This window comes from Flavobacterium sp. TS_SC_5, from assembly GCF_056156265.1.
The window spans coordinates 3186085-3199659 of the sequence record NZ_CM149588.1 but is presented as its reverse complement, the minus strand read 5'-3'; the positions used below and the strand labels follow the sequence as shown (position 1 = coordinate 3199659).

General features: G+C 33.6%; 9 protein-coding genes. 7 read left to right on the top strand and 2 right to left on the bottom strand.

Translation table 11 applies throughout. From position 1 onward, the window contains the following. Positions 1–582: 582 nt before the first annotated feature. Genes AC0J6S_RS13745 through AC0J6S_RS13735 form a run of 3 tightly spaced genes read left to right on the top strand, consistent with a single transcriptional unit; the run spans position 583 to position 1971 of the window. Complete coding sequence (locus tag AC0J6S_RS13745; RefSeq protein ID WP_474954327.1) at positions 583–1341, top strand: hypothetical protein; 759 nt, start codon at positions 583–585, stop codon at positions 1339–1341. After that, entirely contained in the window at positions 1341–1736 is a 396-nt protein-coding gene (locus tag AC0J6S_RS13740) for a DUF5675 family protein (RefSeq protein ID WP_474954326.1), read from the top strand. Before AC0J6S_RS13745 ends, AC0J6S_RS13740 begins: the two co-directional genes overlap by 1 nt. 10 nt (positions 1737–1746) lie before the next feature. Continuing rightward, positions 1747–1971 (top strand): hypothetical protein, encoded by a 225-nt coding sequence (locus AC0J6S_RS13735; RefSeq protein WP_474954325.1) that lies wholly within the window; start codon positions 1747–1749, stop codon positions 1969–1971. Between the two features lie 237 nt (positions 1972–2208). On the opposite strand, the gene AC0J6S_RS13730 is transcribed toward AC0J6S_RS13735, so the two are convergent. Both AC0J6S_RS13730 and AC0J6S_RS13725 read right to left on the bottom strand, forming a co-directional pair. After that, positions 2209–2388 carry a hypothetical protein gene (locus tag AC0J6S_RS13730; RefSeq protein ID WP_121342191.1) on the bottom strand — a complete coding sequence of 60 codons (180 nt, stop codon included), beginning with the start codon at positions 2386–2388 and terminating at the stop codon, positions 2209–2211. A 117-nt stretch (positions 2389–2505) separates the two neighbouring features. Further along, positions 2506–2928: a DUF6943 family protein gene (locus AC0J6S_RS13725; protein WP_474954324.1), complete on the bottom strand. Its 423-nt coding sequence runs from the start codon at positions 2926–2928 to the stop codon at positions 2506–2508. Positions 2929–4286: 1358 nt separating this feature from the next. On the opposite strand from AC0J6S_RS13725, the gene AC0J6S_RS13720 reads away from it, so the two are divergent. The 4 genes from AC0J6S_RS13720 to AC0J6S_RS13705 are packed head-to-tail and all read left to right on the top strand — an operon-like array spanning position 4287 to position 13527. Beyond that, positions 4287–8984, top strand: a complete 4698-nt coding sequence (locus AC0J6S_RS13720) for a hypothetical protein (RefSeq protein WP_474954323.1) — start codon at positions 4287–4289, stop codon at positions 8982–8984. A gap of 1 nt (position 8985) precedes the next feature. After that, positions 8986–11064, top strand: a complete 2079-nt coding sequence (locus AC0J6S_RS13715; RefSeq protein WP_474954322.1) for a hypothetical protein — start codon at positions 8986–8988, stop codon at positions 11062–11064. Positions 11065–11069: 5 nt separating this feature from the next. After that, positions 11070–12350 carry a hypothetical protein gene (locus AC0J6S_RS13710; RefSeq protein WP_474954321.1) on the top strand — a complete coding sequence of 427 codons (1281 nt, stop codon included), beginning with the start codon at positions 11070–11072 and terminating at the stop codon, positions 12348–12350. A 4-nt stretch (positions 12351–12354) separates the two neighbouring features. Beyond that, positions 12355–13527: a hypothetical protein gene (locus AC0J6S_RS13705; protein ID WP_474954320.1), complete on the top strand. Its 1173-nt coding sequence runs from the start codon at positions 12355–12357 to the stop codon at positions 13525–13527. The last annotated feature ends 48 nt before the right edge of the window (positions 13528–13575 follow it).

Here is a 13575-nt window from a genome sequence, read left to right as displayed (position 1 = left end):
AAATTTAATGATTATCGAGAATATTACCAAATTATTTACTTAATATCATACTAAATTTTGAACTAGTTTTGATTGGTTTCGAATGGATTACAGACTCTTAGCTGTTCAATTGTTATCCAACTATACATCGCACCACATGTTCGATTTTAAGCCCTGTATACTCACAAAATTCCTCTATCGAGATTAACTGATAAGGCTCTTTATTTAGATGTTTTTTTATCTTCAATAAATATAATCTTGCCTGAGCATATTCCTTTCCCATGATGCGCTGCACGTCTTTTGGATATATACATACCCTCGTGTTGCTTGGTATCACTTTTTTAAGTTTTAATGCTTTAACTATGCCTTTGACTAGGGTTTGCCTAACCTTTGGGAGTTATTACAAATCTAAATAATTTCTGATAAATATCGCATGTTATTTTAGTTGATTTTATATGTTTTTATTTGGTTTCTAATGTCTTGTGTTTGAATTATGATTTTATTACCTGAAACTTTGTTTAAATCATTCGGGATTTAGTTGCAACGATTATCGAAATGAAAGTGAAATATGAAAACGATTATTAATCAAAAAGTTAAGGAATTATGGCAAGACAGAAAGGCATAATTAAATTGAAAGGTACTATTGGAGATATTACTTTTTACAAAACGCAAGATGGTCATTTGGCAAGAGAAAAAGGCGGTATTGACGCCAATAGAATTGCCAATGATCCAGCGTTTCAAAGAACACGTGAGAACGGATCCGAATTTGGTAGAGCAGGGAAGGCCGGTAAAATTTTAAGAACGGCATTGCGAGCTGTTTTAATAAATTCAGCTGATGGAAGAATGGTAAGTCGATTGACGCAACAAATGATTAAAGTTATTCAAGCTGACGCAGTAAGTGTAAGAGGATTACGAAATGTTCTTGATGGTGAAGCGGAACTTTTAGCAGGTTTTGAATTCAATATTAGAGGTAAACTAGGCACAAGTTTATTTGCTCCTTTTGTTGCATCTATTGACCGTGTTACTGGTGCTATTATTGTTGATTTAGCTTCATTTATCCCATCGAAAATGATTGCTGCACCTAGTGGTACTTCTCATTTTAAAGTCATTTCAGCTGGGGCAGAAATTGATTTTGAAGCAGAAACTTTTGTAGTTTCAAATTCAGAAAGTGATATTGTACCGTGGGATATAAACCCGTCGGAAGTTATAAGCCATTCCAATCCGGTTACTCCAGCAAGCACAAAACCTTTGTTTCTGGCTTTGGGTATTGAGTTTTACCAAGAGGTGAATGGGCAAATGTATCCATTAAAAAATGGCTCTTACAACCCATTATCAATTGTGAAAGTAGATAGTGGCGTATAATGGTTATCACGATAATCAGAACTTATTTCCCCGATGGAACTAATGGTAAACTCGAATGCGAGGGTAAATTCATTTGTAATACCATTGAATTACCTTGGAAGGATAACGAAACGAAGGTTTCCTGCATTCCAGAAGGGAAATATTTTATAAAAAAGCGATATAGTAAAAAATTCCAGTGGCATTTGGAGATTTTGGATGTAGAAAATAGAAGTTTGATTTTATTTCATCCTGCCAACAATGCTCAAAAAGAATTAAATGGATGTATTGCTACAGTAACTAAAATTTCTGGACCTGGTTTAGGTTTAATGTCTCGAAAATCTTTTAAAAAGTTAAAAAATTTAGTCTACAAATCATTAGAGACCAGAGAAAGTATAAGATTGATTGTTTCATCTTAAAAATCTAATTATGAATATTATAAAAAGAGTGAAAACTCCAACACCAAAATTTTTCAAAGTGCTTCGAAATATTGGTTTGGCATTGGCAGCTGTCGGTGGAACTATTTTAGCTGCACCACTTGCATTGCCAGTTCTGATAACTACGGTAGGAGGTTATTTGGCTGTGGCAGGAGGTGTTCTATCTGCAGTTAGCCAATTGACGACAACGGAGGAGAGAAGTAATGCAGGCAAGTAATCATACATTTATGGGTACCGCTGGCGGTACATTTTTAAGTGTATTACCGAATTTGCATTCGGAAGATGTTTTAAAAACGGTTGTGCTAGCTTCTGTTGGTGCGTTTGTTAGTTTTACAATATCTTTGATTCTCAAATTTTTCATTAAGAAGCACAAAAAATAGTCTAATTCCAGTTGTGGTGACCTTTGAATTAGATCATACTGAGCCCATTCCGCAAGGAATGGGCTTTTTTGGTTTTAGATTTCTTCAAAAATATTCAATGTTATCTCCAGAACAACAACTTTAGAATTACAGTTGCTAAGCTCCTGCCATTTTGCGCTTTCATTCGCTTTAGCTCTAGTGTCAAAAACTCCAAAGCATATTCTAGAAGCTTTGCTTTTCCAATTATCGGTTTGGTATAAAATAAAAAGTTTCATATATGTATAGTTTAATTTTTAGCGGTCAGATATGTTATCGCCTTATATTTATTGGTGTTTGTTTGCAACAAACAAGTTGTTAGTGACGATTTCATTTTTAATAGCTTTAAGTTTAAATTATTTACTGCAATACCGGTGTAAAATGACTCTACGTAATTCATTTATAAGATTTATGTTTTCGTGAAATTGCTTTTCTTTTTGCTCTAAAATTTTAAGAGTTGCAACATTTTTAATATGTTCATCATGTTCTTGCATCATCAACCTTGCTTTTGTATAGAACTCGTTTCTGAAATCAGGAAGTCGTAAAAATGGAATTACGGAACCAACTAAAGATTGGTGCCAAAATTTAGATTTCCACAAACTATAAGCCAACCAATAAACTGTTTCAGCATCTTCTTCATTTTGAAATAGGATTACAAAACTATTGGTAAAAGGTTCTTTCTGAGGCTTACCACTATTCATCCCTTTGTTGAGAATGAAGATTTGGTTTGCTTTGTAAACTGCATTTTTTTGGTGCGTTTTAATGATGAAATTCGGCATGGAGTATTGGTTTTAAAGATTCGACCTTAATTTTTTGAAAAGAAAAAAGAGAAAAAAAGAAAGCCGTTAAAACAGCAGAAATGACGAACGAAAACGGAGGGCGACCCTGAAAAAAATATTGGAACAGAGCCTGAAACAAGTTCAGGGTAAACCGACTGAAAGTGAGGAATGGATGCTATGTTTGCTGGATTTTTTTCTTTTTCTTTTCAAGAAATTGCACCATCGTCTTGTTGAGGTTCTTCGGGGGATGTTGTTATGGAAACGGCAATCAAACACCCCCAAGCACCGGAGTCTTGTCCTTTTCGGACGAGACGAGGAGCGCAGTGGCGGGGTTGCGGCAATCGAACAGCCACCTGAAGCCGAGAATTGCAGCTGGTGAGGAACGAAACGCAAAATGAAGGAGAAAGAGCGTGTAACGGCGGGGAAAAAATAAGAGACAGCCGAAGGCGTTCCTTGATTTAGGGCAAAGCGGCCGAATTAATTATGAATTGTGAATTATGAGTTATGAATTTATGGGGATGGTATTGTAAGACTCACAGAGAGGGAGCGGAGCCAACCCCGATGGCTGTGCGAAGGAGCAACCGCTGAAAAAATAAAGGGCGGCAGACATCATACTGCTGGAATGCAGTGAAACGGAGCCTGCGGAGTATAACGAAATGAAGCGGTATTGTGGCTGTACTAGCCCTGCCGAACGCAGGAAGTGAACGTGTGAAGATGAGGAACGCAACAGTGCAAAAAAACAGTGGCTTGTTTTCAAGTGGCTTTTTTTTAGTGCTGTGAAGTGTCTGCGGAATGGAGGGAAACCTAACTATTGAATTGAAGTAATAAATTGCTTATTTACTAAAAAATGTTTTTATGTAATTGTAACGTTGACCGACTGAAGCTGCCGAACGGAACAAAGAGAACGACCGAAGAGAGACCGCTTGATGGCCCGTGATGTTTATAGGATATGTTATTTGGTTTAGTTGTAAGTTGAATAGAACTAGGGGATTTCATAGGGAACGTTATGCGGCAATATTTAGCAACATAATTTGGCTTAAGGTATTAGCTGTTATTAAGATATGCTGTATTGGAAAAATATGTCAAGGGATTAGCCGATGTACTTAAAATACAATTACTAAAGATGAAGTAGGATAGCTTTTGCGTTAATTAACACAGGTAATTATTCATTGTAGAACCATTAATTTAAATAAATATTAACAAAACATAACTTACAGAGTATATTATTTATATATTTGACGCCTCTTAGGTTATATGAATTTGGCTACGCTATTGTAGTGAACTATCTTATAAATAATTGTATTTTATAAATACTTTTTGTTGCCTAAGCGTTTATTTAGGAATATAAAAATAAAAGAGTGAAAATAAAAAATTTAAAATCAATCCAACTTTTAATAAGTATAGGGTTATTTATCATTAGCACAAATTGTTTTTCAAATACTTTAAAAGACACTTTAAGTAGCTCTAAAAAGAGTGAAGAAATTTCGAGAATTAATGTACCGCAAAAAAGGAGTGCAAAAAAAATAGCCACAACGAAAATTACTTCAGCTTTACAAGGAAGCGAGTTTACGGATGGTTTCATCAAAAAAAATTACCCAGTTTCTAACTTGACTAATGAAAGTCTGAGTAAGGCAATTGCTACTTGCAAAGCAATTGATGAGAATGAAAATGTGACCGACTTGTTAGAGACCAAGAGTTTGTCTATGTTGCCTTTAGGTATAAAAAAGACAATTGGAGGTATTCAATATATGTTAGGTATAAGTAATGCCAAATTCACCCCTGAATATACTGAGTTAACTGCTTTTGTTAGAATCATACTTCCTCAAATAGATTCACTAGGAAAGCAAAAAGAACTTTTTTTTGGAGCTAATAATATCAAACTTTCGCACAAAGGAGGATTAGTTGGGGATACTAATTTAGTGTTACTTGGTGATTTCCCTATGAAACTTTTTGGAGATAAAGCATTACTAGTTCTAAAAGGGGGAATGGATATGCAAACAGGGGAGATCCAAAATAAAACCTATGTAACTATTGATTGTAATGGATTTAAGGATTTAGGAATTGCTGCAGAGATCAAATTCTCAAGAAACTTAATAGAACCAGTCAACGATAATTTCATAGCGTTGCCAAGTCCCGCGCACGTTACAGCTAATTTTAAAACTGTAGTATCAAACTGGAATGATATTTTAGTAGAAATATCAATACCAAAATTTCAGCTTGCTTCAAAAAAAGGCTTTTGTTTTGAAATAAACACTGCTGTTATCGACTTTAGTGACTTACGTAATTCCGATAACATAAAATGGCCCATTGATTATGAATCGAAATATTTAGTACCTGGGAACCAAAATCTATGGCGAGGTCTCTATATTAAATCGCTAAAGATCGTTTTACCAGAGGAATTCAAGAAGAAAGAGAGCAAAGAGAGAATCAGATTTGAATCTACAGATTTAATTATTGACCGAATGGGGGTTTCTGGCACTTTTTCTGGTACTAATTTGATTAGCATAGATGAAGGAGATGCCTCCGGATGGCAAATGTCACTAGATTCTTTCAACATAACTCTTGTTGCAAATTCGCTGACTTCAGCTAGTTTTGGCGGTGATATTCTTTTACCAGTATCGGAGAAGTCCTCGAATTGTAATGAGGGACAGAGATCTGAATTATCATATCGGGCTATAATTGATCCTGTAAAAAATGAATATGTTTTGAATGCCCAAGTCACAAATGGGGTATGTTTTCAAGCATTTAAAGCAAGTGCAATAATTGAAAAAAATTCTTATATCGAACTCAAAGTAAAAGAAGGTATTTTTTTACCAAAAGCGGTTTTATTTGGTACACTATCTCTAAAAGCAAGTAACAAACCCGTCACAGCTGCTGAAGCACAATTAGGAAAAGATGCAAAAACAAAAGAGACTGTTGATTTTAAGGGTATTATTTTTCAAAATTTAACTTTGCAAACAGTACCTCCTTATTTAAGTGCCGATTATTTTGGATATAAAAACATTCAAGACAAAGATGCAACTGTCAGTAATTTCCCAGTAACTATTAATGAAATTTCCTTAATTACTGCGCCCGAAAGTGCTAGTTTAAAAGTTGATTTGGCCATAAATATAATGGAAAATCAATTTACAGGTCAAACTAAATTTTACGTCATTGGAAAATTTGGTAAAGAGGAAGGCATTCAAAAATGGAAATACGACAGTCTTAAATTTGAACAAATTACCATTGGAGCAGATATAGGAGGAATGAAGTTAAATGGTAGTATTGCTATAATGGATAATGATCCTATTTATGGTAAAGGTTTTAAAGGGATGCTAAGTTGTGATTTTACGGGAGGAATCAAGGTGGAGGCAAACGCTATTTTTGGAGCTACAACTTTTAGGTATTGGTATGTTGATGCTATGGCAGATAATTTAAATATTCCATCAGGAGCAATCACTTTTAAAGGTTTTGGAGGTGGCGCATCCTATAGAATGAAAAAGGAAGGGTTCAGTAGTAATTTTACAGCATCAGGGTCTAATTATGTTCCAGATATTGCATCTGGTTTAGGCGTAAAAGCTATGATTAAATTTTCAGGAACAGCTTCGGCAGATGCATTTTGGGGAGGTGCAGGTTTCGAAATTGCTTTTAATAGTAATTCTGGTATCAATAGAATCAGTATTTATGGTGAGGGACATGTAATGCAACCTTTTGAAATTCCCATACCAGATAAACTTAAAAAGGCTTTGAAGGATGTTAGTGAAAAAGAAGCTAAATTTTCAAAAGAAATCCTAGAAAAACTAAAAAAAGAGAATTTATCTAAAGCAGCTGAAGATTTATATCCAAATGATATCAAAGGTTCAATGGGTATCAATGCTTTTGCTGCGATACAATATGATTTTACATCAAAAACATTACATGGTACATTCGATATGTATATTAATACACCAGGAGGAGTAATTAAAGGCCGTGGAAGTAATAATAGAGCTGGCTGGGCTGTGTTACACTTTGGTCCAGATAAATGGTATATCCACATGGGTACTCCAAAAGATCGGTTAGGATTAAAAATGGCTATAGGCCCCATTGAGGTTGAATCTGGTGGATATTTCATGATGGGGGATAATCTTCCAGCTAGTCCGCCTCCACCAGCTATTGTTGCTGATCTTTTAGGATTAAAACTTGAGCAATTAGACTATATGCGTGATGAAAACAGTCTCAGCGCAGGTAAAGGTTTTGCTTTTGGATCTGATTTTAGTATTAAAACCGGCGACATAACATTTTTGCTATTTTATGCTAATTTTCAAGCTGGTTTTGGTTTTGACATTATGGTAAAGGATTATGGTGATGCTGCCTGTCAGGGTTCTGGACCAATAGGCATTAATGGTTGGTATGCAAATGGTCAATCTTATGCCTATTTAAAAGGCGAATTAGGTATTAAGATAAAGCTCTTTATGGTAAAAAAGAAAATAAAAATTATTGAAGGAGGAGGAGCCGTTTTAGTACAAGCTAAACTACCTAATCCAGTATGGATTAGAGGATATCTGGGAGGTCACTTCAATTTGCTTGGAGGATTGGTAAAAGGACGATTCCGATTTAAAGTCGAATTTGGAAAAGAATGTGAGTTTATAAATAATACCCCTTTAAATGGCTTAAAAGCTATAGCAGATATTACTCCTGCAAAAGATGCAAAAGATGTAAATGTGTTTGCAGTACCTCAAGTAGGATTTAACATGCCTATTAATAAAAACTTTACAATAGAAGAGGATAGCGGCCTAAAAACATACCGTTTAAAACTCGAAGATTTTTCTGTAAAGAAAAACGGTAATCAAATACTTGGTTCCATGAGCTGGAATACAACCAATGATTTAGTTAGCTTCAATGCAACGGAAGTATTACCGCAAAATTCAGACTTAACGCTAACTGTAAAAGTTAGTTTTCAAGAATATAGTAATGGTAACTGGAAAACTATTTATGATAACGGCCAAATAGCTACTGAAGATGAGACTGTTAATTTTACAACCGGGACAGCACCAAATAACATACCAGTAACAAATATAGCGTATTGTTACCCTGTTTTTGATCAAAAATATGTATATCAAAACGAGAGTAAACAAGCTTATGTAGTTCTTAAACAAGGTCAATCTTATTTATTTGAATTAAAACCAAGTCAAACTCAAAAAGCATTTTACAAAACAGGAACTAAAACTGTCAATGGTACAATGTCCTATTCGCCTAGTTTGAAAAAAGTAAGTATAGATATACCTGTTTTAGAGAAAACGAAGTCCTATAATATTACTTTAATGACCTTAGAAACGCAAACAGAGGCAAACAGCAATTTAAAAGAAAGTTATGAAACACAAAATTTAGACTCACAAACTAGCGTTGAAACTAAAAAGAATGAGTTAAAAGAAACCATAACTGGAGGCCAAGGTATTGAACTATTGCAGTACAATTTCAATACAAGTCAATACAATACTTTTGAAGAAAAAATGAATGCAAAAAAACCAAGACAAACCTTGGTAGAAATCATCTACTCGGATGTACATGCTTTACATTCTATCAATAATTCTTCAGAACCATTTGATGAAATTGAAATTATTGGTAATGCCAAGACCTTAAATATTCCTTTAGTGACTACTGAGGCTATACTTGACGATAATTATTATATCAATGAGATTTTTCCATTGATATATAAAGGATATCCCCTAGAAAGTGATTTAACATTAAATAGAAATACAAGTACACTAGGGCTACCGCCTACAAAAGGTGTTGAAACACTTGCTTGGTATCAGGATGATCTTATGAACAATGCAACTAGTTTTATGCTGAAAGAGTACCTACCATACCGATATAATTTACCTTTCTATTTTAAAACAGACTTTGTGGATTTAAGATATAAAGTAGTAAACAAATATTTGAATACTGCCAATCAAGTCATGAAAACAAAGTATGATTATATTATCAATGGGACATTCCCGTACCTCAAAAAAGGGAACTATAACATAAAATTGAATTATACTTTACCAGGCGGTCAACTAGGAACAAGTTCTATTTTTACATTTAATAAAACCAATTAAAATGAAGCCCAAATTTTTAATGTTCCTTATTTTAACTGCTATACATTTAGGGTTTGCTCAAAACCCACTAATTAAAGAGCCTAAAATATCTGAAAATAAACTAGAAATAAAAGTACTTACAAGAGTTCAAAAAGATAAGATACTTTTACGCTGGGCCGTGACCGATGCTATGGCTTGGAAAAAATTAAACAAATACGGCTACTTAGTAGAGCGGTTTACTATTGCGAGAAACAATAAAACGCTATCAAGTCCAGAAAAAGTTGTTTTAGCCAAACAAATTAAACCAGAGCCTTTAGCATCTTGGGAAACAATAATAGATACCAATGAAAATGCCGCTATCATTGCTCAAGCACTTTATGGTGAGGATTTTTCAGTTAATGGAACTGATAATTTACAATCGATCATTAACCTTTCTGAAGAAATAGAGCAGCGGTTCACATTTGCTTTATACACTGCCGATAAAGACTTTGAAATTGCTAAAAAAGCAGGTTTAGGATTTGAAGATACTACTATTAAAGAAAACGAAAAGTACTTATATCGAATTTCTTCTAATGTTCCTAAAGAAGAATTAGATATTGATTATGGAGGTGTTTTTATAGATACTAAAGAAGTTGAGACATTACCAAAACCAATGGATTTTTCAGCAAATTTTACAGATAATAGCACCATGTTGAGCTGGAACTTCAATATACTAGCGCACGCCTATGGTAGTTATTATATAGAACGTTCAGAGGATAAAAAAATATTTAAACGTATTACAAATAAACCCTACACTAGTTTAAATCAAGAAAACACAAACAATAACAAGATTTTTTATGTAGACTCTATTGCAAACAATCGAGAATACAGTTATCGTATCCAAGGAATTTCTGTTTTTGGAGAATTAGGTCCTTATTCTGAAATTGTTAGTGGAAAAGGAAAATCATTATTAAAATATGTACCGCACCTTACGGTACAGGAATTTAAAGATGATACGACTGTTAACCTAATTTGGGAATTTCCAGAAGAAGGAGATGAAGAAATAACTGGTTTTGAACTTAATCGTTCTGATAAAGAAGATAATAATTATGTTACGGTAGTCAAAAACATTTCACCAAAGACTCGCAACGTAATTTACAATAAATTAAATCCATCAAACTATTTTACTATAACCGCAGTGGGGAAACAAGGAAGAAGTAGAACCTCCTTCCCAATGCTTGTTCAGCCAATAGATTCCATTCCCCCTAGCAAACCTCTAGGATTAAAAGGAACTATTGACAGTCTGGGCGTGGTAAAAATTTTATGGGATACCAATAAAGAAAAAGACCTGTTGGGTTATCGAATTTATAAAGCATACAATGCATCTGAGGAATACAGTCAGCTGACAGTCAGCCCAAATGAAAAGAACACTTTTGAAGATAAAGTAATACTCAAAACCTTAAATAGTAAAGTTTATTACAAAGTGATTGCTGTAGATTACAGATACAATATGTCTGAATTTTCAGAACCACTTGTTCTAAAAAAGCCAGACATTATTCCTCCTGCATCGCCTGTTTTTTCAAAATACGAAATTAAGGAAGGGAGTGTTTTTCTAGAATGGTTCAGTAGTCAAAGTGAGGATGTAGGAGTACATGAATTGTATCGACAACAAAACGATCAAAAGGAGTGGAAACTTGTTTTTGAAACCAAAAATAACGAAGAACAATTTCAAGACAAGTCTGTTGAAGAGGGGAATACCTATACGTATGCCATTTTTGCAAAAGATGAGTCAGGGCTTCAATCGCTCCCTTCGCCTAACCTATCAACTTTTGTTCCTTTTTATGGAGTAATGGAGGGTATAAAAGGCTTTTTTGCTCAAGCTAATAAAACTACAAACACTATTGATTTATCTTGGAGTTACAGCAATCCTCAAGTTGATAGTTTTGAAATATACAAAGCATCCGAGAAAGATGCATTGCAATTGATTCAAATTGTAGATGGAAAAAAAAGACAACTATCTGACCCAACCATTACCATAAACACCAATTACAAATACGGCATTAGAGCTGTTTTTAAAGATGGAAGAATGTCTAAAATGGATTTTTATACGGTTAAATTTTAAGAAGTATGAAGAACTTTTACTTATTTCTATTAATAGCTGTTAGTACACATACTTTTGGACAAGAGTTGAGTTATAGCGGTACTCTAAATTTTAATTTTCCTTTTGCAGGTAATTTTGATGAGAGTGGTTACGGTTCATTTACACTTGGTGAGAATGATATTTGGTATTTTTCATCTGGGAATATGACTATTAATAGTACAGATATACCCTTTTTTGATTTTTGTTATTTGGAAAGTATACATTATAAAAAATTAGGAATGAGTTGTTTAAAAAAAGAAAGATTTACAACTAATCAATTACTTATAAATAATTCTATTACTGTTACAGCATGTAATTTTAAAACCATTCTTTCTAATTTCAAGCCAAATAATCTTAAAATTTTTATACCAAATAGCGAAGTATGTGCCGGAGCTCAAGTGAATTTAACTGCCTTACCAGCCGGATACCCAAATGAAGCGTATCATTGGCAATATAGTTTAGACAATCAATTAACTTGGATTGATGTTCCCAATATATTAATAAATAATTTACCAGCAAATAACTCTCCAACACCTAGCTTTACGATTAGTGATATTTTAGGAAATCAGCACTCTAATTATTTTGATTTGATTCATTTTAGATTAGGCTATTCCTCTTTTTCTATAGATAGACCATTTACAGATCCAATAGCCATTAAATACTCTCCATGTGCTCCAATACTTGTGGATAGAACATATATTGCTCCAGATTGCAAAGGAGGTCCTATAAAAGAAATAACAGCTTACTTTCAAAGACCATTAGAGCCAAACGAAACAATAAGCCCTATGCAAATAATTCCATATCCGAAAGTAAATGGTGATCCAATATTTTTCTCTCAACAAGAGGAAATAACAAGTCTCGTTTTTGATGCTACAAAAAATCTTTGGGCTTATAAATTTGAAAACTTAGATAGTGGTAGGTTGATCAATAGCAGAAGGTACATTATAGAATACCAAGCAAAGAAGAATGGAGTACCAAGAGGAACACTTCAATCATTTGAACCATTCATATATAATGATCCAACAGCTGTACAATTCGAGATTGTCAATGCTGAAAACCCCTTGTGTCACGATGGTACTGGTGAAATTGTCATTAGTGTAACAGCCGGTACAGGTGCTTATAAATTTTATGATGACACAATAGAAATAATTCCAGCAGCAATAAAAGGAACTGACGGTTTTTATCATCTAAAAAATTTAGCATCAAAAGAGCACAAAATAAAAGTTACGGATTCAAATGACTGTATTGATAATGGTAAATATGACTAGGCGTATGAAAAAAATTACCTTTCTACTGCTTGTTTTAATAGTGAATTATGCTGCCTATTCGCAAAATAATTCATTTGGTATATTAGTTAAAACTATACAACCTCCAGCATTTCCGAATGGAAAAGGTGAATTAGTTAAAGCTAATCATAATATAAATATCGAAACAAATTCATTAAACTTATTTACTAACACAACAGGCCCTACACAATATTTTGAAGAATTTTGGATAGTTAGTAACAATGAAGCAGATATCTATTATAATTTTGAGGATAGTAGCGATAATAACCTGTGCTACCAGTCAGGGACAATAAGCTGGAATTTACTTACTGAACCAAACAAAATAATTACTGGTTGTATTGCAGAGACATATTTATATGCAATCCATGTTACATCTACAGACGCAGATAACAGCAGCAAATGCCCTGAAGATTTAATTGACTTAAATTTCGGCTGGAATTGGCAATATAGTTTTGATGGTACAAGTTGGATAGATTTTGCTGCTAACTTTCAAGAGCAAAGATCAATATCTTTTAAGATTAATGAATTGGATGGCTTTGAAAACAAAACAAAAGTATTTTTTCAAGCAGGATATGGAACGCAATTTACTAATATTTTACCTTACGATATTATACCTTGCTCACCGAATGTAACAGCACCAATAGAAAAAGAAAACACTTCATGTGCTTATCAAAATGATGGAATAGTATCTCTAATATTTGATAGACCATTAATAGAAAATGAAAGTTTTGAGTTTTCTTTCTTTAAAAACAATGCTCTAATTACTACCCCTCTTTATTCTGTAGATGCTGCAACCAATAAAAAATATACTTTTTCAGGTTTAGCAGCTGGGAATTACTACATAAAATATCAAACCTTTATTGGTTCCAAACCAACAACTGAAAACAAAGAGCCTAATCCTTCATTCACCATTAATCCTGCTACTCCACTAACTTTTGAGCTTAAAAACCCAAAAAACCCAAGTTGTTTTGGAGCAGAAGATGGTAGTGTTGAAGTCTTAATTACCAGTGGCATCCCAAAGTTTTTTGAAGTAGATGGCGAAAGTGTTATTCCAGATGAATTAGGTCCAAATCTTTACAGAATAAACAATCTAGAAGCAAAGCCTGATGGACATAAAATAAAAGTTACTGATGCCAATAACTGTATTGACATAAATTAATAACTAAATGAAAAGAAAAATACTATTTATACTATTAGTTTTGATTGT

Bases quoted from the DNA above. Each gene is read 5' to 3' on its own strand.
- AC0J6S_RS13745 (WP_474954327.1), top strand. From the start codon at position 583: ATGGCAAGACAGAAAGGCATAATTAAATTGAAAGGTACTATTGGAGAT.
- AC0J6S_RS13710 (WP_474954321.1), top strand. From the start codon at position 11,070: ATGAAGAACTTTTACTTATTTCTATTAATAGCTGTTAGTACACATACT.
- AC0J6S_RS13715 (WP_474954322.1), top strand. From the start codon at position 8,986: ATGAAGCCCAAATTTTTAATGTTCCTTATTTTAACTGCTATACATTTA.
- AC0J6S_RS13740 (WP_474954326.1), top strand. From the start codon at position 1,341: ATGGTTATCACGATAATCAGAACTTATTTCCCCGATGGAACTAATGGT.
- AC0J6S_RS13725 (WP_474954324.1), bottom strand. From the start codon at position 2,928: ATGCCGAATTTCATCATTAAAACGCACCAAAAAAATGCAGTTTACAAA.
- AC0J6S_RS13730 (WP_121342191.1), bottom strand. From the start codon at position 2,388: ATGAAACTTTTTATTTTATACCAAACCGATAATTGGAAAAGCAAAGCT.
- AC0J6S_RS13705 (WP_474954320.1), top strand. From the start codon at position 12,355: ATGAAAAAAATTACCTTTCTACTGCTTGTTTTAATAGTGAATTATGCT.
- AC0J6S_RS13735 (WP_474954325.1), top strand. From the start codon at position 1,747: ATGAATATTATAAAAAGAGTGAAAACTCCAACACCAAAATTTTTCAAA.